We start from the raw sequence: 24066 nt of genomic DNA, 5'->3' as shown, positions 1-24066 counted from the left end.
TTCGTCCTATACTAAAACCTCCCTCATCTCTACCTTAAGTAGGAGAACGAGGAAGGTCTCGATCGTATCAAAATTAAATTAAACTAAATCAATCGTTTCTTCTAAAGCAAACGCATAGATGACCTTCCGTGTAATCTGAATATGAAGAATCGCTTCTAGCGCTTCTTGATACAGATTCAATTGGGTCGCATATCGTTCACGTAACACGTCTGCAGGTGTTTGTCCGACTTCCGTCGTAACGATTTGATCCGATTTATAATCGAGCAAGATATATGATTCTCCATCCTGAATCAAACAGTCGACGATTCCTTGCATGACTGCGTCATCCACTGGACCTGTCCAATCTTTCCGGAAACGCGATGCCCCGATCTTATAAGTGAATGGCAACTCACGATAGACGTGGTTCGTCCGTAATCGTTCGCTGAACAATTGTCCGATTTCAGAGTCGAGGAACCCTTGTAACTGTGCTGTCGCTTCCCGCATCGTCGTCGCTTCAATCGGCGTAATGCGTTCCGTTGCTTCCCACTGATCAATTTGATGCGAAATCGATTCGTCCGGTTCATACAATTGCATCGCTAAGTGTAAGACCGTTCCTCGTTCCGCCCCACTGAGAACTGGTCCGAGGAATTGAGGCGTTCGGTAATAGGTCGTCTGGCGATATGTCGTTTCAAATGCTGCACGTTCCAGCTGTTCCGCTCGCTTCAGTTCCGTGACGGTCTGTTTTGCTGCCGTCTCTGTCGCAAGCGCATGCGGATACTGATACGAAAATGCCGCTTCGACGATTTCTTTGACTTGCGAATTAATCGGCACATCGATTTTTTCAAGCTTCTGGACGTGTTCGAGTTGCTCCACGAGTGTTGAGATTTCTTGATACGGTGTTAACTCCTCTAAAGACATCACGCGAATCGACCAATCCGTCTCATCCGGACGTAGTAAACTACTGCGTAAAACTGCCGGAACGACCCATTCTGCATAACTCTTCGCTTGGCGCCGGTCATTTTCAGGTAGTAAGACTTCATCTGGTGGCGTCATCTGCCAAGTCGCCATTTGATCTTCTAAATCCTTGACTGTGCCGACGAGAATCAACTTTTCCTTCGCTCGAGTCATCGCAACATACAAGACGCGCATCTCTTCCGCCTTCATCTCTCGATCCATTTCCCGGCGAATGACTTCTTTCAGAAGGGTCCCAGATCTTAAACGACGAATTGGATCAATCGCATCTAGGGCAATGCCATACGTCTTATGCAACTGAATCGCTTGCATCTGATCCTGTTTGTTGAATTGCTTCGTCAATTGGCTGACGATCGTCACAGGGAACTCGAGTCCTTTTGATTGGTGGATCGTCATGATGCGAACGACGTCCTCGTCTTCTCCAAGCGAACGGGCTTCTGCGAAGTCTTCTCCTCGTTCAATTAATCGATTGATCAGACGAAGGAAACGATATAATCCACGATAACCGGACGTCTCATATTGCTTCGCTCGCTCATATAAGGCGTTCAAGTTGGCTTGACGACTTTTTCCTCCGGCGAGACAGCCGACGTACTCAAAATAGCCGGTCTGATCAAAGAGCGATCGAATGAAAGCCGGAAGAGCACTCCCACGCGCTTCAGTTCGCCATGATTGAATCTGACGGATGATTTCATCTATTCGAATCCCGAGTGATGATTCCTCTGCCGCCATCGCTAGCGCTGCCTCATAAAAGCTTCCTTCTTTTTGTTTTGCTCGAATCCGTCCTAAATCTCGATCTGCCACTCCAAAAATCGGCGATCGTAACAGACTCGCGAATGGAATATCTTGAAGTGGATTATCGATCGTCTTGAGCAATGCCATCATGATTTGAATTTCCGTCGCTTGGAAGTATCCGCCCGTCGTATCCGCATAGACCGGAATCTCATACTGTTCGAGCACTTCGACAAGCGCTTGGACACGCTTACCACGCGACCGTGCTAAGACGACGATGTCGCGGTATTCACAGGTCCGGAATCGGTTTGCTTTCGCATCGTAAATTAGATGTGGATGCATCGAATCAACGAGTTCTAAAATTCGTGTTGCAATCGCTCGTGCTTCAACCTCTTCTTTTTCACTATCAAGTGGATCAATCAAGAGTAATTCAGGCGCCACTTGCTCCGATTCGAGATAATTCAGATTCCCGAGTCGAAGGTGCGCGGCTTCATCGTAATCAATCTCCCCGACGGTCTCATCCATCACTTGGCGGAAGATTTGATTTGTTCCATCCAGCACCTCAAGACGACTCCGGAAGTTTTTTGTTAAATCGATCCGTGTTCCCACGTCGGTCTGTTGGAATCGTTTGAATTTCTCAAGGAACAATCCTGGCTCTGCATGACGAAATTTATAGATGGATTGTTTGACATCACCGACCATGAATAGATTTCCTGTCGCCTCATCCGTTTTCGAGACCAATTGGATGATGCGTTCCTGAACCTCATTCGTATCTTGATATTCGTCAACGAGTACTTCGACGAAGCGTTCCTTCAGAAGTTTTGCCACGTCTGACGGTTGTCCTTCGTCCGTCAAAATCTCTAATGCAAAATGTTCAAGATCCGAAAAATCGACGATACCACGTTGTTGTTTCGCTTCAAGATAATCACTTGCAAATTGACGTACGAGTGTTACGATCGTTTCCACATGTCGAAGCTGCGATCGTAAGTCTTCTAAATAATCAACACCAGTCTTTTGGACGAATAGCTCTTTCATTTTCTTGAACTCCGCTACGAGTCGCGTCCGCTCTGCTTGAAACGGCTTGATTCCTTCATCCCCACGTGGACTCTTCCAGCGACCGAACTCTACTGCTTGAAAAGCAAGCGCAACCATCGACCATTGGCGTGCTGACGTCTCAAGTGAGGTAAAAGGAGCAATGTCCTGTCGCATCATGTTTCCCATTTCCGCATAACCAGACTGCTCCAGCTCAAAAGCAAGTTCTCGGTAACGTCCCAATACATTTGAGAGACTTTCCCACTCTAATTCGACTAGTCGTTGCATAAGTGGAGAATCATCCGGATCAATTGGCTGATCGTACTGACTGATTAAATGTGCATAAAAGGCTTCCGGATCCGGTAAGGAACGGGAAAACCGATAGAGATTCGAAATCAGTGTCAGCATCGCTTGATCATCCCGATCTGACGTATAACTATCAATCAAATCATAGAATCCCGGGTCCTCAGAAGCATAAAAGGACTCAAAGACCGCTTCTAAGACATCGTCTTGTAATAACAGTAATTCAGATTCATCGGCAATTCGAAACGCAGGATCCAGACCAATCCGGTAATAATTTTCGCGGAGAATCGACAAACAGAACGAATGAATCGTCGTAATTTGTGCCCGGTTCATCAATTGACGCTGTTTTTTCAAATACAAATCGTCCGGTGCCTCTTTGATGCGCTGATCCATGACCTCGATGACCCGCGTCTTCATCTCACGTGCTGCCGCATTCGTAAAGGTAGCAACTAGAATTCGATCTGCCGACAACTCATCTTTGGGATCAATCAATCGTTGCGTCAGCCGTTCGACGAGAACAGCTGTCTTCCCTGATCCGGCTGCCGCTGAGACTAGGATATGTCCACCTCTAGCTGAAATGGCTTGTTGTTGTTCTTCCGTCCAACGCACGCTCATTCTTCTTCCTCCTTCAACCGTTCCAGTACCTCTTTTTCAGACATCGGCTTTAATGGGCGATACTGATTCCCAAGCGATTCATCGAACTGACAGACTGAACGATACTCACAAAAACTACACGGAGTCCGCTCTTGATAATCAAATGGATTGATAGCGATATCCCCATCATAGATGTCTTGACTGCTGTCTTTTAGTGCCTCCCATGCATGATCCATCAGCGCTGATAAATCTTCCTCCTGTACGACACCTTTCGTCTGCGTCTTATGCAGTCCGTTTTTCGTGAATGTCACTTTGACAAGCGGTGATTTTTTTCGTTCATCGTACGCAATATGATCCATCGCTCGTAGTACTTCGTCATTCTCGAGGATGACGCCTTGCATTTGATAGGACTCGAGTAACAGTCGGTTGCGTTCTTCTTCGTCAGCCGATAAATCGCCCCGCAACATGGGGTTTTTGACGTGGAAATATAACGCACCAGCTGGTTTTGCCTGCTGTTGATAAAGCAGCTCCGACTGTTCCACGACCGTCTTCAAATACAACAACATCTGAATCGCAAGCCCATAATAGATTTCCGCAAAATCAAGTCCTCGAGCACTTGATTTATAATCAATGATTCGAACGTATAGCTGATCACCAATCGTCGCCTGATCAATCCGGTCGATGCGACCCGTGAATTCAATTTCTGTTCCATCCGGCAATGTAAAGCGTAATGGCGGGAACGTCGCGTTCCCAAAACTGATTTCAAATAAGTCAGGTTCAAAATCTGTTCGTTTTGCTTGTTCAACAAGCATTTTAGCTGTTTGTTCGACGACATCCGTCAATTTTTTCTTGATATACCCGAACCGACTCGAACTCATCAAAATCGCATTCTGAATTTCAGGTGTCACCTTTTCAATAGCTTCCTTCGCAAGTGTTCCGCACGTCTCGCCATCGAGCTCGCGCCAGTGTCGTCCAGAAGCTTTAATACTGAGCGACAGATCATTCAGTGCACCGTGGAACAGATTCCCAATGTCCGGTGCTTCGAATTTATACAGTTTTCGCTCGCGTAAACGAAGGCCGTATCGTGCAAAATGCTTATACGAACAGGCATTATAGGTCTCAAAACGCGAAACGCTTGCTTGCAGTGACTCACCATATAAACGATGCGCCAATCCTTCCGGCAAGGCTTCCGCTTGATTTTGATAGAACAAGGCATTCGAGAATAATCCCATCCGTTCACGTCCCTGTCCGTTTTCGAGAAGCGTATTATACACTTCGAACCAAATTGGCTGGATCGGATAACGTCGTTGCAGACGCCGGAGTTCAATCGCTGTCGCTGCTGCCGCGCGATCTGGGCTCGTCACGAAATCAAGTTGTTCTTGCGGTGCATGTTCTCCAGCTTCTGCAAAGTGTGTTTTGATCGGACGATCGAGCAACAGTTGTCGTTTTAACTGTTTTGTGATCGCTGCCGGCTGAAGCGCCTTTCCTTCTTCATCGACAAGTGCGTAACTAACATACAATGCTTCACTTGGAGCCATCATCCCTTGATACAGGTAAAACAGCTCATCATCAAACACGTCAAGAGACGCTTTTCCAACCGGAATACCATGTTCATGTAAGAAGTCATGATCATTTTCGGACAGTAACTTTGATTGATCTTGAACGAACGGAATCAGACCATCATTCGCTCCCAGTAAAAAGACGACTTTCACTCGTTGTAATCGTCCACGGACATAGTCCGTCGCGATAACTTGATCAAGCGATGGAGGAACAAGTGCAAAACGAAGGCTCTCAAGTCCTGTCTCGACCATCTGAACAAACAGTTCCGTTGACAAGGTATGCTCAGGCGCAGCAGCTTCTAGCTGTTCGAATAGATGGAGTATCGCTTCGTACACTTGATCGTGCTCTCGAGCAACAAGTAACTGATCCTGCTCTAGTGCCTGCTTACGCCATTCCATTAAACGTTCTGCAATTTTTTGTTCTTCAAGGAATTGATAAAGACCTTTCGTATACGCGCTCATTGTCTTTGCCTGCTTCAACCGACGGTGCAATGGTTCAATCAAGTCGACGACGAAGATTCGTAAATCGTTCAGTTCTTCTTCTTGCGCAAGCTCTTCTTCCGTTAAGCGAACTTCCTCTGCTAGGCGTCGCTTTAATTGCCATGGTTGTTGCCACATCGATCCTTTGATGCCGCGTTCGAGCACGAACGTCTCGAAACGATCGAGCGCTAGACGCGCATCTTCTGCTGGAATCGGCAAGAGCTCCGTCTTCAGTAAACGAAAGACTGTTTCTTCCCGATAACCCGACGTCACGATGTCTAAAGCAGATTGAATCAAGTCAATGAGCGGATGATGAACCATCGACTCACGTTGATCCAAGAAATACGGAACATCGTACATGTGGAAGGCTCGTTCCAAGTGATCCGCATACGGCTCAAGATGTCGCACGACGAATGCCATTTCATGAAAACGATACCCTTTTTGTCGAACGAGTTGAATCGCTTTCCGCACGGCTGATTCTGCTTCGACTTGACGGTTAACTGCAGCTGTCATCTGAAAGCCGTCAACGTCATGATCGACAGCGGGATATCCCGGCTTCAACAAGGCCTGCTCCAAATGTCGTAGCCCTTCTGATTGAAACTTGATTGGTTGATCGTACAAGATTTCTTCGTATGGAATCGACAGCTCCTGCATCTGACCGATCAACTGCATGTAGCATCGCTGAGACACACCAAAAGAGGTTTGTTTCGCATAAGGATCCGTTGGGTCCATCGTAAAACTAATATGCATTTCAGCCACTTGTTGCATCAAGGCGAGCAGTACTTGTTGTTCCTGAAGCGAAAATTCATAAAATCCGTCGACGATGATCGTCGCTTGATCCAGTCGTGCTTTTGGAAGTAATTCAAGTAACGTCGTATAGTAATCGTCCGCATGGAGTGCTTTATCGACGATGCGTTCCGTAAAGCGCTCATAAATCAAAGCAAGATCGTTCAATTTCGGTGACCGTTCGAGAGAACGATCACTCACTTGACGCAACATATCTGGTTCAATCAGCGAGCGTTTAAACGACGCGATGAGCTCATCAAGTCCTTGGAAAAATCCTGGCATGTTTTTAGTTCGTTTAAAAATCTTCAGTTCGTCTTCTGATTCCTCGACGACCTGTCGCAGTAATAGCTGTGTCCCCGTCTCATCGAGAAATGGAATCGCTTGATTCCCGTAATCGCGTAAGATATGAAACGCAAAGCGCCGTAGACTCATGACCTCAAGACGAACAAGACCTGCTATCCGGTCATCTGTCGCAATCCGCCGCTCCATTTCAAATGACATCTGATCCGGAACGATGAAATACATCTTCTCCCCTAGCGGTCGTTGCTCGAGTTCTTGTATGACGCGCTCGATCAATTGTGTCGTTTTCCCACTACCGGCACGACCAATATGCATATGGTTCATCAAGAAAACCTCCTCCTCGTTTTTTCTTTACTATCAGTATCTCACAAACAAGAACAAATGTACTGTTTTTGGCGCATGTCTTCTAAGTATAAATTTGCTATAATCAGGACACATCCTATGTAAGGCAGGTGATGCTTCTTGTCACTTTACGAAACCATCGGAGGCGAGCATATACTCACATCCTTGGTTCGCTCGTTCTATCATCAAGTCTACCATGATTCACTGTTGCGACCGTTATTCCCTGAAGATCGACAACGTGTCGAACAGGCACAACTCGTCTTCTTGATCCAATTGACAGGAGGACCGCGCGACCCGGATCAACCGCCGGCGAGTTTAGCGATGATTCACCGGTTATTACCGATTCAAAAAGAACATGCCATCCGTTGGTTGGAACTGATGGAAGTAGCTTCTCTTGATACGATTCCAAATGAAGAAGCACGACTCCAACTACTTGAGCGATTACGAATTGGCGCGATGAATGTACTACGCGTTTGTGAAGCACACCAGATGGACTGAGGGATTTTTCTTTCTCATCTGTCCATTTCCATGTAAAATAATAGTTGGAGGCGATAAAACATGACGGAAGAACAAGAACAACGACCTGAACTCGTAAAGAATGCGATCGAGCAAGCAGAAGCATCGACGAACGAGGATGACACGCTCGAGGAAGAGCAAACCGAAGAACAAAAAAAATTGGATCATATCAAAGGTCTCGTAACACTTGAACGTGGATCTGATTACTATCGTGTTGTTTTTTATGACGACCATAAACACTTGATTTTCAAGGAACTCGATTACGATCGTGTCGACTTCGTAGGTCGTTTCTACAATGATAGCTTTGATCCGACAAACTTGACGGAACTAGAAGAAATCGCAGACAAAGCACTCTCGACTTCTTTACGAAAACGATTCTTATAATGCATGAAATAAGCCATCCTCCGATTGGAGAACGGCTTATTTTTTATTGATCAGATTGTTTTTTCTTCCGACGAAGAACGTAAGCAAGAACGCCACCTGCGACAGCGATCCCTGTTGCCGCCAAAATCGGTAATAAGACCTTTTTGTTAGATGCTAGTTTTTGTTTGACTTGCTCAAGGCGCGACTCATTCGTCTCCTTCAAGGCGATAGATGTCCGACGGTTCATCGTGACGTGTTTCGCAGCATCCGTCACGACGATGCGTTTCGTTACCCAACGGCGATTTCCAGCATCATCGACGACCAATTGTCGTGCCCGTTTAATTCCTTTGATTCGTTTACCCGGTGTATTTTCCGGACGCACGATACGAGAACTGATAAAGCGTCTGCCTCCAGTCGCACCAAATCCAGGCTGTAGTTTTCGGCGATTTAACCATTCGTATGATTCATTCATCGTGTCGCGGTAAAAGTTACCGCTTCACCTCCCTATGATTTCTCTCTCTACTGTTTCTCCTTACGTAAGTAAGATTCCTGTTATGTGTTTCCACTTTTCACCGATTCTTAAACTCCGGCAACTGAAAACGACGTTGCATTTCATACGCCAGTTCCAGCGTTTTAATCCGTTGTCGCTCGATGCTGTACGCAGATGCATCGGTATCGATACATTGCCCGGTCTGAAATTCGACTTGTACTTTACCCGATTTTTTCTGAACAGTCTTCATCTGTTTAAAATTAATCCAAATACATTCTGCCTTTTCTTTTGCGGTCGTTGGAAAGAAAATCGTCTGTGCTTGCCAATCCACTAAAACAGGTGTCTTTCGGTTCGGACCAAGAATATGCCGCGCTGCTTCAATTCTTCCACGCATCGACGAACCAAAATACAAACAGGATTCTTCAATCAACTTAATGGGATGACCATCTAAAATACTTTCAGAATGTTCCTTGATGACGAGTGTCTGCGGTTCACCGTATTGACCGTATCGCGGGATCAAGGCTAACGTTTCTTCCGTGATTGGGTATGACATCTCCTTCGCTCCCTTCCTGGATTATATTGGTTATATCAAACTTCCTTTTACTTTGCATGAACGGAACGATTATTTCCTAACGAAAAAAACGAGATCCAAAGATCCCGTTTTTAAAATTCTTTTGGTTTTTTTTCCTCTTGCTCAATAAAATGACGTGGGAAATTAAAAATCACACAAACTTTTCCGACTCCATTTCCCGCAGAACGGTTTTCGATTGCGACCGTTCCATCATGACGCTCAACGATCCGTTTGACGATATAGAGACCAAGCCCAAACTTTCCTTCCTTGCCACGTGAGAATTGATGGAACAGTGGCGAGGAGGCGTCAAGCGGTGGTCCGTCATTTTCGATTTCGATATGCACCTGATCCGCTGTTCCGGACAATCGGATATCGATTCGTGTTTCGGCATAACGAATCGCATTGTCCATGACATTTTCTAGCGCAACACGTAACTGCTCTCCTTCACCAAGAACAATTCCTGCTTCTCCGCTGACATGCCATTCCAGTGACTTCGTTCCAGAAAAGCGATTTTTCAACAGATGCACCATCCGGTCGATGTCAACATTGTCCCAGGTCGAACGATCGAGCTCGAAATAGTCGAGCTTCGTGACATAAAGTAGAGCCGCGACTTTTTTCTCTAACCGCTCCGCCTCTTCATCAATGACGGATACGGATCCGGTCAAATCACCATCTGGATAAATCCCGTCTGAGATGGACTGGGCATAACTTCGAATAACCATGATTGGCGTTTTCAAATCATGGGAGATGTTTTGAAGTAATGATTTTTGTGCCTTATCCTGCTTTTCAAGATCCATCCGCATCGCATCGACGGATCGTGCGAGTCGTCCGATTTCATCCCCGCGGTCAAGCGGAAGTGGTGTATCCCATTTTTGAGCCGCGATTTTACCGACCGCTCCCTCGATTTCAACGAGTGGTTGTGTCAAACGTCGTGCTAACCAAAACGCAATGAATAGCGTAAAGATACTTCCGATGATGACGACGAATCCGATTTTCGAGAATAACTGCGTAATCAGTTCTTGTCGATACGCATCCCAAACATAGGAGACACGATAGTACGTTTCACCACTATCCTCGATTTTTCGAATACTGTAGTAGACATCTTCTTTATCAAGACGCGTCGTATACTTTGCCGTAACTGTTTTTTGATCAATCGCATCACGGTACATCTGATTGATCAGCTGTTGTGGCGCTCCACCGTAATAGAGCTTTCCGTTTTTAGAAAGAAGTAGGATATTCACAGAACGGGACTCCTGTTTCCGGCGGTCAAATTCAATCGGATTATCTTGAAGCATCTCGATGACGGAAGCATCTTTCGAGAAGAAGACTTCGCTATTCTCAAGTGTCGCATAGACCTGTTCATCGATGAAATTTCCGATCGATGACCGGATGACCAGGAGAATGACCGCAGAAAGCGTGACGATGACGAGCAGAAACATCGCCCAAATCTGGAATCCAAGACTGCGGTTTTTCATGCAGACACCAAGCGATAACCGATACCGTAAATCGTTTCGAGCTCAAGCTTCGATAATTTTTTACGGACGCGACGAACGAGATCATCGACGACTCGGTCTGAACCGAAATAATCGTCACCCCAGACGCTGACGAGAATCTGCTCGCGTGACATCGGCGTCCCAATTTGTGTGGCGAATAAAATCAACAAATCGTATTCTTTCGACGTCAAATCGATTTCTTGACCATTCTCTTCGATGATTCGTTTCTCTGGATAAATCATATAATCACCGTATTGGATGACACCACTCTTTGGTGTCGCATACGTTCGTGCCAAAATCTTTTTGACGCGGATGACGAGTTCTCGCGGAAGGAACGGTTTTGCGATGTAATCGTCCGATCCCATCTCAAGACCAATGATTTTATCGATATCCTCATCCCGAGCCGAGATGAAAATGACAGGTGTCGTCTCATCATGTGCCTTGATCCGTTTAATCAATTGAAAACCATCCATATCCGGTAGCATGATGTCTAAAATCCATAAGTCAGGCTTTTCAACGATGGCAGAGGCTGCCGCCTCACCAGACGTAAACGATTTCACCTGCCATCCTTCTTGCTCCAAATATTTCACGAGTACACGATTCAAGTTCACTTCATCATCAACTAAATAGATTGTATGCATGGCTCTCACTCCTCGACTAATGTGCTTTGTTTCAGTGTATCAAAGGAATTCCGCAAAATTATGGGAGAGTGGATAATAATTCAAAAAAACCTTTCTTTTCAAAAGAAAAGAAAGGCGAAGTCGTAAATTTTCTATTATTTGACGAGACGGAGCGCTGGATACGCTACTTGCTCGTTCTTTGAAGTCACAGTTGTTGCCTGTTGACGACGTTCCATTTTTACGACGTGCGTCAAGAATCCAACGCCGCCTCCTAGCAATACCGTTACACCCGTCATTAATAGAATCTCCATTTTCTTCGCCACCTTTTCCATCGCAATTGATAATCAGTATCATCCTCAAACTGACTATAGCATGCTCAATCGAAAATGAGAAGCGTTCTCATGAAATTAATCGTCTAAAAACTTTTTTTGTTCCAGTTCATGACGTTTTCGGATGATTTCCTTCCAATCGAATTGTCCTTGTTCGAGTCCATTGATTAAAATTTCAGCAGTTCCAACATTCGTCGCAAGCGGCAGATCGTATACGTCGCATAATCGAATGAGTGCCGAGACGTCCGGTTCATGTGGTTGCGCCGTCAGTGGATCCCGTAAGAAGATTACGATATCGATTTTCCCTTGCGCCACGAGAGCGCCAATTTCCTGATCACCACCGAGTGGACCTGACTTACAGCGATGGACGTGCAAGTCGGTTGCTTCCATGATTCGTTGTCCGGTCGTTCCTGTCGCATACAATGTATTTTTCTTGAAGAATGCGGCGTAAGCTCGTGTAAAGCCCATCATCTCATCCTTTTTTTCATCATGTGCAATCAATGCGATGTTCATCTGTATCCCCTCCTTCTTGTCTATGCACAGAAAAAGAACTTCAGAAACCTGAAGTTCTTGATTCCACTCATGAATTCGTCGGTTGTTTCTTCAATACGGTCCGTAAAATCTTTCCGGTCGTATTACGAGGTAATTGATCGATGAACTCAATCTGTGTCGGACATTTATATTTTGCGAGTGATGTAGCACAGAACGCCTGTGTTTCCTCTTTTGTCATCGTCTCACGGGCAACGACAAATGCTTTGACAGCCTCGCCCATCTCCTCGTCCGGTATGCCGATGACGGCTGCTTCGATGACATTTGGATGTTGATAAAGCACTTCTTCGACCTCACGTGGATAGACGTTGTAACCACCGACGATGATCATGTCCTTTTTGCGATCAACGATATAGAAGTATCCATCCTCATCTCGACGAGCTAAATCACCCGTAAACAGCCAGCCGTCGCGTAACGTCGCTTGCGACTCTTCCGGCATCTTGTAATAACCCGTCATGACGTTCGGTCCACGAACGATCAATTCTCCGACTTGACCATCTGGTAATTCCTGTCCGAGTTCATCGACGACTTTGTTTTCGACATCGACGATCGACGTACCAATCGATCCTGGTTTCTGAATACCATTGACCGGATTGAAACAAGTGACGGGTGATGCTTCCGATAAACCGTATCCTTCGAGGATATGACACTGGAACGTCCGATCAAACGCTTCAAGAAGCGGCACTGGAAGACTCGCTCCCCCTGAGACGAACAAACGTGTTGATTCAAAATAGGTCGCATATTCTGGATGGGCCTTCACGGTTTGAAGTAAGAAATTATACATCGTTGGCACTCCCGCGAAGATTGTCACCTGTTCTTTTTTCGCTAACTCGAACGTCTCCTGTGGTGAGAAACGAGAAGCGATGATGATTGACGCTCCATGTGCGAGTGAAGCATTGACGACGACCGTCAAACAAAAGACATGGAACATCGGTAACACAGCAAGTGTTCGATCGCTACTAGATACATGTAGATAATCTCCAATCGAGCGCGCATTTGATGTCAGATTACGGTGTGACAACATCGCACCTTTTGGTTTTCCTGTCGTTCCACTCGTATAGAGAATGACAGCGATGTCGTCCAGTTCATTCGTCACTTCTGTCAATGGATGTTCGATTTCGAGCCAGCGATCGAGCGTGATGAACGTCACTTGTTGATGTGTTTCGTTTGGTCCTTCTTGATCCGCGTAAGGAACAGAGACAACAATCTTGAGATTCGGTAAATGCACGAGACGATCTTTTGCAGCTTCGACGAGCGGCGCAATGCCTAAAATCCCCTTCACATCACCGTTCATCAGGATATACCCGATCTCATCCGGTGTATATGTAGGGTTGATTGGAATCGCGATTGCCCCTTGTTTCATGATGGCGTAATATGCCACTAGGAATGCTGGGCTATTCCCTAAGATCAGCGCGACATGATCGCCTTTTCGGATTCCGTTCGCTTCAAGCGCACCGGCTGCCCGGTGAAACTTCTCGACGAACTCACGATAGCTGATTTGCGTGTCCTCAAACACATACGCGGTTGAGTCCGGATGTGTTCGAGCGGTTTCTTCGACGGATTGAATCAATCCAAGCATGAGCAAAATTCCCCTTTCGAATGAATGACTATTCATTTTTTGCGTAAAAAAAATCCATACGTAGTCAAAAGCGACCGTATGGATAGTGTAACACTTTTTGGAAACGTTTTCACCGAGTTTCTTTTTAACCGTTGACGATGACGCCACCGTTTAAATGAAGAACTTGTCCTGTCATATAACTTGAATCATTACACGCTAAGAAGACATATGCCGATGCCATTTCAGCTGGCTGTCCCGGACGATCCATCGGTGTATTCTTCCCGAATGTCTTGACCGATTCATGTGGGAACGTTTCTGTGATGAGCGGCGTCCAGATTGGGCCTGGTGCGACGGCATTAACACGAATTCCTTCTTTCGCTAAGTTCATTGAAAGACTCCGCGTGAAGCTGACGATGGCTCCCTTCGTCGCAGAATAGTCAATTAAAAGCGCGTTCCCTTCGTATGCCGTCGACGATGTCGTATTGATGATGGCAGAACCGAGTGAAAGGTACGGTAGCGCAGCACGTGCAAGACGCATCATTCCGAAGATATTCGTCTTGAACGTCTTTTCCATCGACTCGTCTGTGATGTCCTTCAGACTATCTTCAGGTTTTTGCATGCTCGCATTATTGACGACGATATCTAAGCGACCAAAACGATCGATTGTTTTTTGGACGAGTGTTTCACAGTACTCCGCATCTCCGATATCCCCTTGAGAGAGCAGGACTTCGCCTCCTAGTTCCTCGAGACGTGCTTTTGTTTCTTCCGCGCCCTCTTGATCACCGTAGAAAGCGATGACGACTTTTGCACCTTCCCGGACATAAGCAATCGAGACAGCGCGTCCAATCCCAGAGTTTCCGCCTGTGACGATTGCTACTTTTCCTTCCAGTTTACCTGCTGCCTTATAATCATCACGCTCATAATATGGTAACGGTTGTTGATCCTCCGTTTTTGGTAACCCTTCTGAAATCCGTTCAAAATCAATAAAGTCCGTCAACGAACCTTCTAAAAAATTATCTTTATTATAGCCCATGAAAAAAACTCCCCCTATGCAGTTGATAGAAAGAGTTTTCCCATAAAGACTTACGCTAAAACGTCTAGGACCTCATCAAGTTCGACAGCCCCGAAATATTTTTTCAATTCATAGCGACCGAGCACTTCGCGAAGAGACGCACGGTCATAACGTGAACCTTCGAGCGCCCGTGCGATTTCTTCCGCATCTTCGACACCAAAGAAGTCGCCGTAGATCTTCGCTTCTTCAATGATGCCTTTTTTAACGTTTAATCGGAAATCAATCGTCCCGATCGGGAATCGTTTTTTATGGATGACATCGAATTTCGGCGATTTTCCGAAATTCCACTCCCAGTTGCCATAACGTTCTGCCGAGATGGCACGTACTTTATCCCAGTCCTCTTCTGTCAAAATATACCGTTCAATCTCTTTCCCTTCATAGATCGAAGCAAGGAGATGATCGACGAATTGTTCCATCGTCAATGGTTCTGACAGAAATTCCGAAATATTCGCGACACGGCTCCGGACTGATTTAATGCCTTTAGAGCGCATCTTCTCTTCACTGACGACAAGCGCATTGACGACTTCTTCAATGTTTGAATCGAGCATCAGTGTCCCGTGACTAAACATCCGCCCTTTAGTCGTGAACTGGGCATTCCCACTGATTTTCCGGCTTCCGACATGAATATCGTTTCGTCCGGATAACTCCGCTTCGACACCGAGTTTATGCAGCGCTTGTACAACCGGCTCCGTGAACTTTTTATAGTTGTTAAACGAATCTCCGTCATCTTTCGTCAAGAAACTGAAGTTCAAGTTTCCTTCGTCATGATACACAGCGCCACCACCGGAAAGACGACGGACGACGTGGATGCCGTTTTCCTCAACATACTTCAGATTGACTTCTTCGTTCGTGTTCTGGTTTTTTCCGACGATGATCGACGGACCGTTGATATAAAACAAGAAATAGTCTTCTTCATTGACGTTCAGGTTGTTCAAGATGAATTCTTCAACAGCGAGATTGATTCGCGCATCGCGAATCTCAGGATGGAAGATGAATTTCATAAGGGTTTCGTGCTCCTTTGTGATGGAATCATAATTGATCAGTTACAGCCGTCAACACCACATGCGTCACCTTCAGCGATGACTTCAAGTGTTTGTTCTTGGCGAATTTTCGCGAAGACTTGTTCGAATGCCTCTACTGGTTGTGCGCCTGAAATGGCATATTTCCGGTCGAAGACGAAGAACGGTACACCACGAACACCGAGTTGTTGCGCCATTGCTTCTTCTTCTCGAACATCTGTCGCCAGTTCTTCTGAAGCGAGAAACGCTGTGACGTCTGCTTCAGCAAGTCCAGCATCTACTGCAATCCGTGTCAGAATGGTTGGGTCATTTAAATCTTCTCCATTCATGAAATACGCTGTGAACAAGGCTTCTGATACTGCATTCATCTTACCATGTTTTTTAGCGAATTGAGTCAGGCGATGAGCCTCGAATGTATTGGCTGGGATGACACGATCCATCTCATAGTGCAAGCCTTCCTGACGTGCCGTATCAACGACACCTTGCGACATATTCCGTGCTTGCTCGAGAGTCGTTCCATATTTTGAAGCAAGAATTTCGTATAATCCTTGCGTTGGTACTGCTGGTGCATCTGGATCGAGTTCAAAGCTTTTAAATTCGACCTCGACATCCAACTTTTCATTCGCAATCGCTTGTTCTAGGCGACGCTTCCCAATATAACAAAACGGACATGCATAATCCGACCATACTTCTACTTTCATCTGTGTTCTCTCCTTTTTGTGCGATATCATACTTTAAGCATAGTCGCCTCTAGGCAGAGTTGCAATCTTTCCGCCCAAGACCTCCTTGACTTCATACAAAAAAGAACCAAGACATTGCATCTTGGTTCTTTACCATTTTAAAACTTATTCTGTCACGAGTGCATGCGCTGCATCTTCGATTTCGATATCGAGTTCTTTCGTGTAAGCAGCTGTTTGTTCTGCAGTCCAGTTCAAGACAGATTTCATCTCTTTGATGACCGCGTCTTTGTGAGTACGAGCCCACGCGATGTCGAAGAAGACAGCGCCTGTACGACGGATGAAGAAGTCGATCGGACGAGCGACCATTTCATGTTCGATGCTGTAGTGGAGTTGTGCATAGACAGAACGTGGAAGAGCTGTCGTTGCCGCATCGTATGCTGCTGCATATTCAAGTACTTTCGGTAAGTTCGAACCGTAGCGTTTTGCAAGGAATTGAACTTCTTCTGTCGTTAGACCATTCGTTGCTGTTTGAGCTTTAAGGAATTCAGCAAATCCTTTTGCTCCGCCGACGTGTCCACCAGACATTGGCATGTTTTTCGTCGAACAACGTGCGTATGCGACGTTTTCTTCTTTTTTCAAAAGTTTAGCGACGAGATCAACGACGTGCTCGCCCATTTTACGGTATCCAGTCAATTTCCCACCAGCAATCGTGATGAGACCTGACTCAGATTGCCAAACTTCATCTTTACGAGAAATTTCAGAAGGATCTTTTCCTTCTTCATAAATCAATGGACGTACACCAGCCCAGCTTGATTCTACGTCTTCTGCTGTCACTTTAACCTCTGGGAACATATAGTGAATCGCGTCTAGGACGTAGTCTTGGTCTTCGACTGTGAACTTCGGATGTGCTGTATCTTTATCGAAGAACGTATCTGTCGTACCCACGTATGCTTTTCCATCACGTGGAATCGCGAAGATCATCCGACCGTCTGGTGTATCGAAGTAGACCGCTTGTTTGAGTGGGAATTTCGATTGATCGATGACGACGTGGACACCTTTTGTCAAACGAAGTTGTTTCCCGACTTTAGAGCCATCTTTTTCACGTAATTCATCGACCCATGGACCTGTCGCGTTGACGACTTTTTTCGCACGGATTTCATGCACGTCACCTGTCAAAAGATCCGTCACACGCATTCCGACGACTTTCCCAGCATCATAGATGATTTCTTCTGCTTTTGTATAGTTGACGACACGTGCACCGTGTTCAACCGCTTCTTTCATGACTTCGATCGTAAGACGAGCGTCATCCGTACGGTACTCGACGTAGTATCCGCCACCTTTAAGACCTTGTTGTTTGACGAGTGGTTCTTTTGCCAATGTTTCTTTCGCAGATAACATCGAACGCCACTCAGAACGTTTAACACCTGCTAAGAAGTCATAGACACGAAGACCGATCGACGTACTGAATGGTCCGAACGTACCGCCTTTATGCATCGGAAGCAACATCCACTCTGGTGTCGTGACATGTGGTCCGTTTTCGTAAACGATCGCACGTTCTTTACCGACTTCCGCGACCATTTGAACTTCGAATTGTTTTAAATAACGTAGACCACCATGGACTAATTTCGTTGAACGACTAGACGTACCGGACGCGAAATCCTGCATTTCGACGAGGCCAATCTTCATACCGCGTGACGCCGCATCGAGGGCGATCCCCGCACCTGTGATACCGCCACCTACGACGAGTAGATCGAGTTCTTCACGTGTTAATCGATTGTAGACATCTGCACGGTTTTTGCTTGAGAATGGTTGGTTAGCCATGAATAGTTCCTCCTGTTTAGGTTCGAAAAAAAAGAGACCACAACAAACACGCTGACTATGTCAACTGCTGCTGTGGTCTCTCCATATTCTCCGACCGATTTATTAACTTGACCTTACTATAACATATCTCACATCATTTGAACAACATCGTAGCTTGAACAGCTTTTTGCCATCCACCATAGAGCGCATCCGTCTCTTCTTTCGCCATGCTTGGCTCGAAGCGACGTTCTTTTTTCCATTGCGTCGCGATCTGTTCACGGTTCTCAAAGAATCCGACAGCAAGACCTGCAAGGTACGCTGCGCCTAACGCCGTCGTTTCATTGATTTCCGGACGCTCAACTGGTGCTTGAATGATATCACCTTGGAACTGCATCAAGAAATCGTTCTTAACCGCTCCACCGTCAACGCGAAGTGTTTTCATCTCAATCCCTGAATCTTGCTCCATCGCCGATAAGACGTCACGTGTCTGATAAGCGAGTGATTCAAGTGTCGCGCGGATGAAATGTTCTTTTTCCGTACCACGTGTCAAACCGAAGACGGCACCACGAACGTCTGAATCCCAGTAAGGTGTACCGAGACCAACGAATGCTGGTACAACGTAGACACCGTCTGAAGACGTGACGCGTGTTGCGTATCCTTCTGATTCTTTGGCATCATCAATGAGACGTAAGCCGTCACGTAACCATTGAATCGCAGATCCTGCGACGAAGATACTTCCTTCTAAAGCATACTCCACTTTTCCATCGACGCCCCACGCGATCGTCGTCAGCAATCCGTGATCTGATTTCACAGCCTCTTCCCCTGTGTTCATCAACATGAAGCAGCCTGTACCGTATGTGTTCTTCGCCATTCCTGTATCAAAACACGCTTGACCAAACAATGCGGCTTGCTGATCGCCCGCTGCTCCAGCAATCGGAACTGATTCTCCGAAGAAGTGATACCCTGCTGTCTCTGCGTACACTTCAGAAGATGGTCGTACTTCTGGAAGCATCGCTTTCGGGACATCTAAGATGCCGAGTAACTCGTCATCCCATTTTAATTCATGAATGTTATACATCAACGTACGACTTGCATTCGAATAGTCGGTCACATGTGCTTTTCCGCCGGATAATTTCCAGATGAGCCACGTATCGATCGTACCGAACAATAGTTCACCACGTTCAGCACGTTCCCGTGCTCCTTCGACATGATCTAAAATCCATTTGACTTTCGTACCAGAGAAATAAGCGTCAATCAATAGACCTGTCTTCTCACGGAAGAGCTCGGCATGACCGGCTGCTCGAAGCGCTTCACAGATTTCAGCCGTTTGTCTCGATTGCCACACGACTGCATTGTGAATCGGTTTCCCTGTTTCTTTTTCCCAGACGACAGCTGTTTCACGTTGGTTCGTGATTCCAATACCAGCAATCTGCGATGGCTTTACGTTCGCCTCCGTCAGACAAGTCGCCACGACAGCAAGGACACTTCCCCAAATCTCGTTTGCGTTGTGTTCGACCCAACCTGGTTTCGGAAAATACTGCGTGAATTCCTGTTGTGCTGAATGGACGATCTCGCCGGCACGATTAAACAGGATCGCACGTGTACTCGTCGTTCCCTGATCCAATGACAAAATGTAGTTCTCCATCTCTTCCCCATCCTTTTGTATCTAAATAAGTTAAGCTGACTTTGACTCCACTGACGTTGTTTTGTTCGGACGAACACCGAATCTATAGCATAAGCCTAATATGACGATTGTCACAAGTCCTACAACCCAAAAAGCCGGTGTATCTTTTCCTGTGAAGACCGAACGATAAAACAATCCGCCAAGACTTCCACCGAGAACTGGTCCGAGAACCGGAATCCATGAGTATCCCCAGTTCGAAGATCCTTTTCCATGAATCGGTAAGATGAAGTGAGCGATACGTGGACCAAGGTCCCGCGCCGGATTCATCGCATATCCTGTCGTGCCTCCGAATGACATACCGAGGCTGACGATCAAGAAACCGACGATCAATGGATTTAAACCATCTGAGAACTTATTCGCTCCGATCGATAACAACCCGATGACAAGTAAGAATGTCGCAATCATTTCACTCATTAGATTGGCAAATGTATGTGGAATCGCTGGTGACGTCGCAAAGACGCCGAGTTTCGTTGCTGGGTCTTTCGTCTCCGCCCAGTGTGGTAAGTAATGAACGAAAACAAGACTTGCACCAAGTATCCCGCCGGCAATTTGAGCGACGATATAGCCTGGTACGTCCGCCCATGCAAATGAACCGTCAAAGGCTAAACCAAGCGTTACTGCTGGATTAAGGTGTGCTCCACTGAATTGACCGACGGCATACGCTGCAATCGCCACAGCAAAACCCCAGGCAAACGTGATGACGATCCAGCCTGCATCCTTCGCAAACGATTTCGTCAAACTAACGCCTGCACCAACACCGTTTCCAAGCGCGACAAGCAAGGCTGTACCTAAAAATTCCGCTAGTAAGGGTGACATGTGTATTCCTCCTTTTTGTTATGTGAAAAAAGCAACATAAAAAGGAGATCCACGTCAGTTCATGCTTGAATTTTCTTCAAGCAGGACTCACACGTGAATCTCCCTTTTCTCCGTCACTTTGTATCAACTTGATATCACTATAACAACCAGTGAAAACGCTGTCAAATAATCCGAATGATTTTCCTCACACCCCGATTAGGAGCGTGGTTCAAAATGACGCCACAAATCCTTATTCGATGTCGTGATACTTGAGGCACCTGCTTCAATCGCTTGTTCAACTTCCTCGACCGTATCGATGAGTCCTCCTGCAAAAATGAGACGTCCCGTCTTTTCTTTCACTTCTTGAATGTACTTTGGCATTAACCCTGGTAACACTTCGATGTAATCAGGTTGCGTCCGTTCCATAAGTTGATAACTCTTTTCGAGTGAACTCGAATCGAGTAAGAACATGCGTTGCATCGTCTTGACCTTTTTTTGACGTGCTTTCAAGATGACGCTTGCCTTCGTCGAAATGACACCATACGGTTTCAATTCTTGGCAGACGTATTCCGTTGCGTATTCATCATTTTTTAATCCTTGAACGAGATCCATGTGCAAAAACATTTTTTTGTCGTAACGATGCGCCATCTCGTAGACTGCTTTTAAACGCGATACGTGCATTTCGAGTAAGACCCCATATTCATATGGACTCTTCAGCATCTTTTCAAAGTCTTCTAATTTTCTAACGGAAGGCAGGATCTTCTGTCCAAAATATGTCATACGTTCTCCCCCTGATTCGTAATGTGTCCTAAGTATGTCGTGAAACATAAGGAATAGGCAATGCTCTTTTCATGAAAATAAGTGAAAAGAGCGCTACGATTAGGGTATAGCTTAACGAAACGATTTATTTTCAGGAGGTGAACGCGCAGTCCTACCGTCTGTGCACGTCAATGAGTCAGCAAAAACGGATTGTCATCTATTTATTTTCTATTTTAATTAACGCCTTAGGAAACAGCTTCATGGTGACCGCCTCGATCGGGAGTGCACCTTGGACTTCAGCGAGTGAAGCCGTCGCGGCAATCTCACCGTTAACCGTTGGACTAGCGATCATCGTCCTACATGTACTCGCCTTGATTGCAACACTCTTTCTCGGAAGCCGCTTCAGTTGGTGGACGATCGTCCTTAGTTTTGCACTCGTCGTCCTTTTCGGCGCCGCGATTGATTTCTTCTTATCGATCCATCAATTGATTTATACACCACAAGGATTGTGGATGCGCGCCGTGTACATGTTGATCGGCATGCCGTTGATTTCACTTGGACTCGCCCTCTATCTCCAAATCGGATTCGTATTGATGCCACCGGATTACTTGATGAAGTCACTCATCAGTCGTTTTAAAAGTACATCGCTCGGAGCAACGATCAGCCTCGGCATTCCTTTTGTGATTGCTTGCCTCTTTTCACTAATTGAACGCGAACTGATCGGCATCGGAGTCGGAACTTTCATTTTCCTCTTATTGAACGGTCCACTAATCGAATGGTTCCAGCAATTGTTCCCGATTACAGCACGTCCGCCTAAACGAACAAGTTCTTGAATACTGAAAAAGAGCTTCTGCTGATAGACGAATTTATCTATCAGCAGGAGCTCTTTCATTTACGTATATGATTTTCTTTGGAAGACAAGAATCGATGCACCTAACAAGACGATGATGTGTGCCAATACGAACAAGACGGAGAATGTCAAAGATGTTCCCATCGCTTCACTCGTACCATAGGTCATAGAATCCTTGAAATACATTGACCAGTCTAAATGCATGAATATGATCCACTTAGCGATTGCTGGCTTGAAGCCAATCAGTAAGTTACCCGCAATGCTCGTAAAGAACTGAGCCAGTACGGTGAAGCCGATGATCATTCCGACAGAACGGAATAACAATGAGAAGAATAACGTCATGAATATTGTAAAAATCGGACTGACAACTTCGACGATCGTATCTCGGAACAGAATTGGATCTCCTGCTTCTGAAAACGCAAATGAGCCTGCGTAGACGATCGCAGCGATGAACACGAATTGAAATAACATGATCAAAATCGAGAAGATCAATTTCGAGAAGTAAATCGTCATTCTGGAATACGGACTCATTAATAAGTGTTTCATCGTGTCATAACGTACTTCATTCCCGATGGCTTCTGCCGTGAAGACAATCGTAATGATTCCTAATAGAGATGTCAGTAAAAGGAACGTTAATGAATAATAATCATAACGTGTGAACTCAAAATCATTCGTCTTTGCAATGATGATAATACCAACTGCAATAACGACATATAGCGCTAAAACGATTTTCGCTTTTTTAGTCGTCCACCATTTCATCCATTCATTTTGTATGAGCGAAAGCATGTGAATCCCCCTCTTTTTTCGTTACTTGCAGGAATTGTTCTTCGAGCGTCAAGCGTTTAACGGTCAGTTCATGTAAATCGGCAATCGGCACGACGAGTCGAGCGATAGCTGGACATTCACTTTCCGGTGCGGTGATAATGATTTTATTCTCGAGTACTTCTGATGGGTAGTTTGCGACGCGAAGGGCATCGAGTACATCTGTCATCGCTTCCGCATTGACACGTAGAGCGATTTTCGCTCCGGTTTCATTACGAACGGACTCGACCGACTTGATGACACCCTGATCGATGATCGCGTAACGATCACTGATTTGTTCCATCTCACTCAACATATGGCTTGAAATTAAAATCGCGATATCTTGTTCACGCGCCATTTGGCGTAAATATTCACGAAGCTCCGCAATCCCGGATGGATCCAGACCATTCGTCGGTTCATCTAAAATCAAGACGCGCGGGTTATGTAGCAAGGCACGAGCAATTCCCAGTCGTTGCTTCATTCCGAGTGAGTACTCTCCGACTTTTTTTGAAAGCTTTCCTTCGAGACCAACGAGTCGTGCTAGTGCATCATAATCAACTTGACCGAGTCCCGGAATGAGGTTTTTTGCATGAACCAAGTTTTGTTTTCCTGTCAGATAAGGATAAAACGCTGGATTCTCCACGATTGCTCCAATTTGCGTCAACGCTTTCGAACGCTCTTCTACGACATCAAATCCATTGACCGTGACTTTCCCTGCATCCTGCTCGAGTAGTCCCGTGATGATGCGAATCGTCGTCGTCTTCCCTGCTCCGTTCGGTCCGAGGAAGCCGAACACTTCTCCTGGGGATACCTCAAAACTGACGTCTTTTAAAATTTGCTCTTTCCCGAGACGCTTTGAGATATTTTCAATCTTTAACATCTGCTCTTCCTCCTCATTCATATTTTGTCTATGCTATTAGTGTACGTGATTTTAAAGGATAAGTTTCATTTCTGGCTCATCACCATAAGGTGTGGTTGACACATAAAATCCATCGGATTTTAAATCGAACATAGAAAAAAAGCGAAAACCCCGGTATCGTA

The 24066-nt window shown here is 45.8% G+C and carries 21 protein-coding genes; 3 read left to right on the top strand and 18 right to left on the bottom strand.

The window, feature by feature from the left end; genetic code table 11:
• Positions 1 to 78: 78 nt before the first annotated feature.
• The gene (gene addA, locus KNQ15_RS07970; RefSeq protein WP_214728724.1) at positions 79 to 3630 is read right to left on the bottom strand and encodes a helicase-exonuclease AddAB subunit AddA; all 3552 of its coding nucleotides are present in this window, start codon (positions 3628 to 3630) and stop codon (positions 79 to 81) included.
• Positions 3627 to 7058 (bottom strand): helicase-exonuclease AddAB subunit AddB, encoded by a 3432-nt coding sequence (gene addB, locus KNQ15_RS07965; protein WP_214728722.1) that lies wholly within the window; start codon positions 7056 to 7058, stop codon positions 3627 to 3629. The genes addA and addB overlap by 4 nt, the downstream gene beginning before the upstream one ends.
• Positions 7059 to 7196: 138 nt before the next feature.
• Between addB and KNQ15_RS07960 the strand changes: the two genes are divergently transcribed.
• On the top strand, positions 7197 to 7574 hold the full coding sequence (locus KNQ15_RS07960) for a truncated hemoglobin (protein WP_029340964.1): 378 nt from the start codon (positions 7197 to 7199) through the stop codon (positions 7572 to 7574).
• A 60-nt stretch (positions 7575 to 7634) separates the two neighbouring features.
• Positions 7635 to 7976, top strand: coding sequence for a hypothetical protein (locus KNQ15_RS07955; RefSeq protein ID WP_029340963.1), 342 nt, complete (start codon positions 7635 to 7637; stop codon positions 7974 to 7976).
• A gap of 43 nt (positions 7977 to 8019) precedes the next feature.
• Here KNQ15_RS07955 and KNQ15_RS07950 read toward each other — a convergent pair whose 3' ends face one another.
• The 14 genes from KNQ15_RS07950 to KNQ15_RS07885 form a co-directional block, all read right to left on the bottom strand.
• A complete protein-coding gene (locus tag KNQ15_RS07950; RefSeq protein WP_023467385.1) occupies positions 8020 to 8427 on the bottom strand; it encodes a hypothetical protein in 408 nt (135 codons plus the stop codon).
• A 97-nt stretch (positions 8428 to 8524) separates the two neighbouring features.
• Entirely contained in the window at positions 8525 to 8998 is a 474-nt protein-coding gene (locus KNQ15_RS07945; RefSeq protein ID WP_029340962.1) for a competence protein ComK, read from the bottom strand.
• Positions 8999 to 9108: 110 nt separating this feature from the next.
• The gene (locus KNQ15_RS07940) at positions 9109 to 10491 is read right to left on the bottom strand and encodes a HAMP domain-containing sensor histidine kinase (RefSeq protein WP_214728720.1); all 1383 of its coding nucleotides are present in this window, start codon (positions 10489 to 10491) and stop codon (positions 9109 to 9111) included.
• A complete protein-coding gene (locus KNQ15_RS07935) occupies positions 10488 to 11150 on the bottom strand; it encodes a response regulator transcription factor (protein WP_023467381.1) in 663 nt (220 codons plus the stop codon). Before KNQ15_RS07935 ends, KNQ15_RS07940 begins: the two co-directional genes overlap by 4 nt.
• A gap of 134 nt (positions 11151 to 11284) precedes the next feature.
• A complete protein-coding gene (locus tag KNQ15_RS07930) occupies positions 11285 to 11440 on the bottom strand; it encodes a hypothetical protein (RefSeq protein WP_167507527.1) in 156 nt (51 codons plus the stop codon).
• 96 nt (positions 11441 to 11536) lie between these two features.
• On the bottom strand, positions 11537 to 11971 hold the full coding sequence (gene mgsA / locus KNQ15_RS07925) for a methylglyoxal synthase (protein ID WP_029340960.1): 435 nt from the start codon (positions 11969 to 11971) through the stop codon (positions 11537 to 11539).
• A gap of 67 nt (positions 11972 to 12038) precedes the next feature.
• Positions 12039 to 13586, bottom strand: coding sequence for a fatty acid--CoA ligase family protein (locus tag KNQ15_RS07920; RefSeq protein WP_047396260.1), 1548 nt, complete (start codon positions 13584 to 13586; stop codon positions 12039 to 12041).
• 124 nt (positions 13587 to 13710) lie between these two features.
• A complete protein-coding gene (locus tag KNQ15_RS07915; RefSeq protein ID WP_214728718.1) occupies positions 13711 to 14598 on the bottom strand; it encodes an SDR family oxidoreductase in 888 nt (295 codons plus the stop codon).
• A 50-nt stretch (positions 14599 to 14648) separates the two neighbouring features.
• Positions 14649 to 15638, bottom strand: a complete 990-nt coding sequence (gene lplA / locus KNQ15_RS07910; RefSeq protein WP_023467375.1) for a lipoate--protein ligase — start codon at positions 15636 to 15638, stop codon at positions 14649 to 14651.
• 38 nt (positions 15639 to 15676) lie between these two features.
• Positions 15677 to 16357: a DsbA family oxidoreductase gene (locus KNQ15_RS07905; protein WP_029340957.1), complete on the bottom strand. Its 681-nt coding sequence runs from the start codon at positions 16355 to 16357 to the stop codon at positions 15677 to 15679.
• Positions 16358 to 16501: 144 nt separating this feature from the next.
• Positions 16502 to 18157: a glycerol-3-phosphate dehydrogenase/oxidase gene (locus KNQ15_RS07900; RefSeq protein WP_029340956.1), complete on the bottom strand. Its 1656-nt coding sequence runs from the start codon at positions 18155 to 18157 to the stop codon at positions 16502 to 16504.
• Positions 18158 to 18290: 133 nt separating this feature from the next.
• The gene (glpK, locus tag KNQ15_RS07895) at positions 18291 to 19781 is read right to left on the bottom strand and encodes a glycerol kinase GlpK (protein WP_029340955.1); all 1491 of its coding nucleotides are present in this window, start codon (positions 19779 to 19781) and stop codon (positions 18291 to 18293) included.
• Between the two features lie 30 nt (positions 19782 to 19811).
• Positions 19812 to 20636 carry an MIP/aquaporin family protein gene (locus KNQ15_RS07890; RefSeq protein WP_029340954.1) on the bottom strand — a complete coding sequence of 275 codons (825 nt, stop codon included), beginning with the start codon at positions 20634 to 20636 and terminating at the stop codon, positions 19812 to 19814.
• A gap of 195 nt (positions 20637 to 20831) precedes the next feature.
• Positions 20832 to 21395: a glycerol-3-phosphate responsive antiterminator gene (locus KNQ15_RS07885; protein ID WP_214728716.1), complete on the bottom strand. Its 564-nt coding sequence runs from the start codon at positions 21393 to 21395 to the stop codon at positions 20832 to 20834.
• A 170-nt stretch (positions 21396 to 21565) separates the two neighbouring features.
• Here KNQ15_RS07885 and KNQ15_RS07880 point away from each other — a divergent pair, with 170 nt between their 5' ends.
• Positions 21566 to 22207 (top strand): YczE/YyaS/YitT family protein, encoded by a 642-nt coding sequence (locus tag KNQ15_RS07880; protein WP_029340953.1) that lies wholly within the window; start codon positions 21566 to 21568, stop codon positions 22205 to 22207.
• Between the two features lie 59 nt (positions 22208 to 22266).
• Here KNQ15_RS07880 and KNQ15_RS07875 read toward each other — a convergent pair whose 3' ends face one another.
• Both KNQ15_RS07875 and KNQ15_RS07870 read right to left on the bottom strand, forming a co-directional pair.
• A complete protein-coding gene (locus KNQ15_RS07875; protein ID WP_029340952.1) occupies positions 22267 to 23010 on the bottom strand; it encodes an ABC transporter permease in 744 nt (247 codons plus the stop codon).
• Positions 22988 to 23905, bottom strand: coding sequence for an ABC transporter ATP-binding protein (locus tag KNQ15_RS07870; protein ID WP_029340951.1), 918 nt, complete (start codon positions 23903 to 23905; stop codon positions 22988 to 22990). Before KNQ15_RS07870 ends, KNQ15_RS07875 begins: the two co-directional genes overlap by 23 nt.
• Positions 23906 to 24066: the final 161 nt, after the last annotated feature.

The organism is Exiguobacterium sp. s168 (assembly GCF_018619035.1).
Classification (GTDB): Bacteria; Bacillota; Bacilli; order Exiguobacteriales; family Exiguobacteriaceae; genus Exiguobacterium_A; species Exiguobacterium_A acetylicum.
Note: the sequence above shows the minus strand (reverse complement) of the source record. Positions and strands in the feature narration are given on the sequence as shown.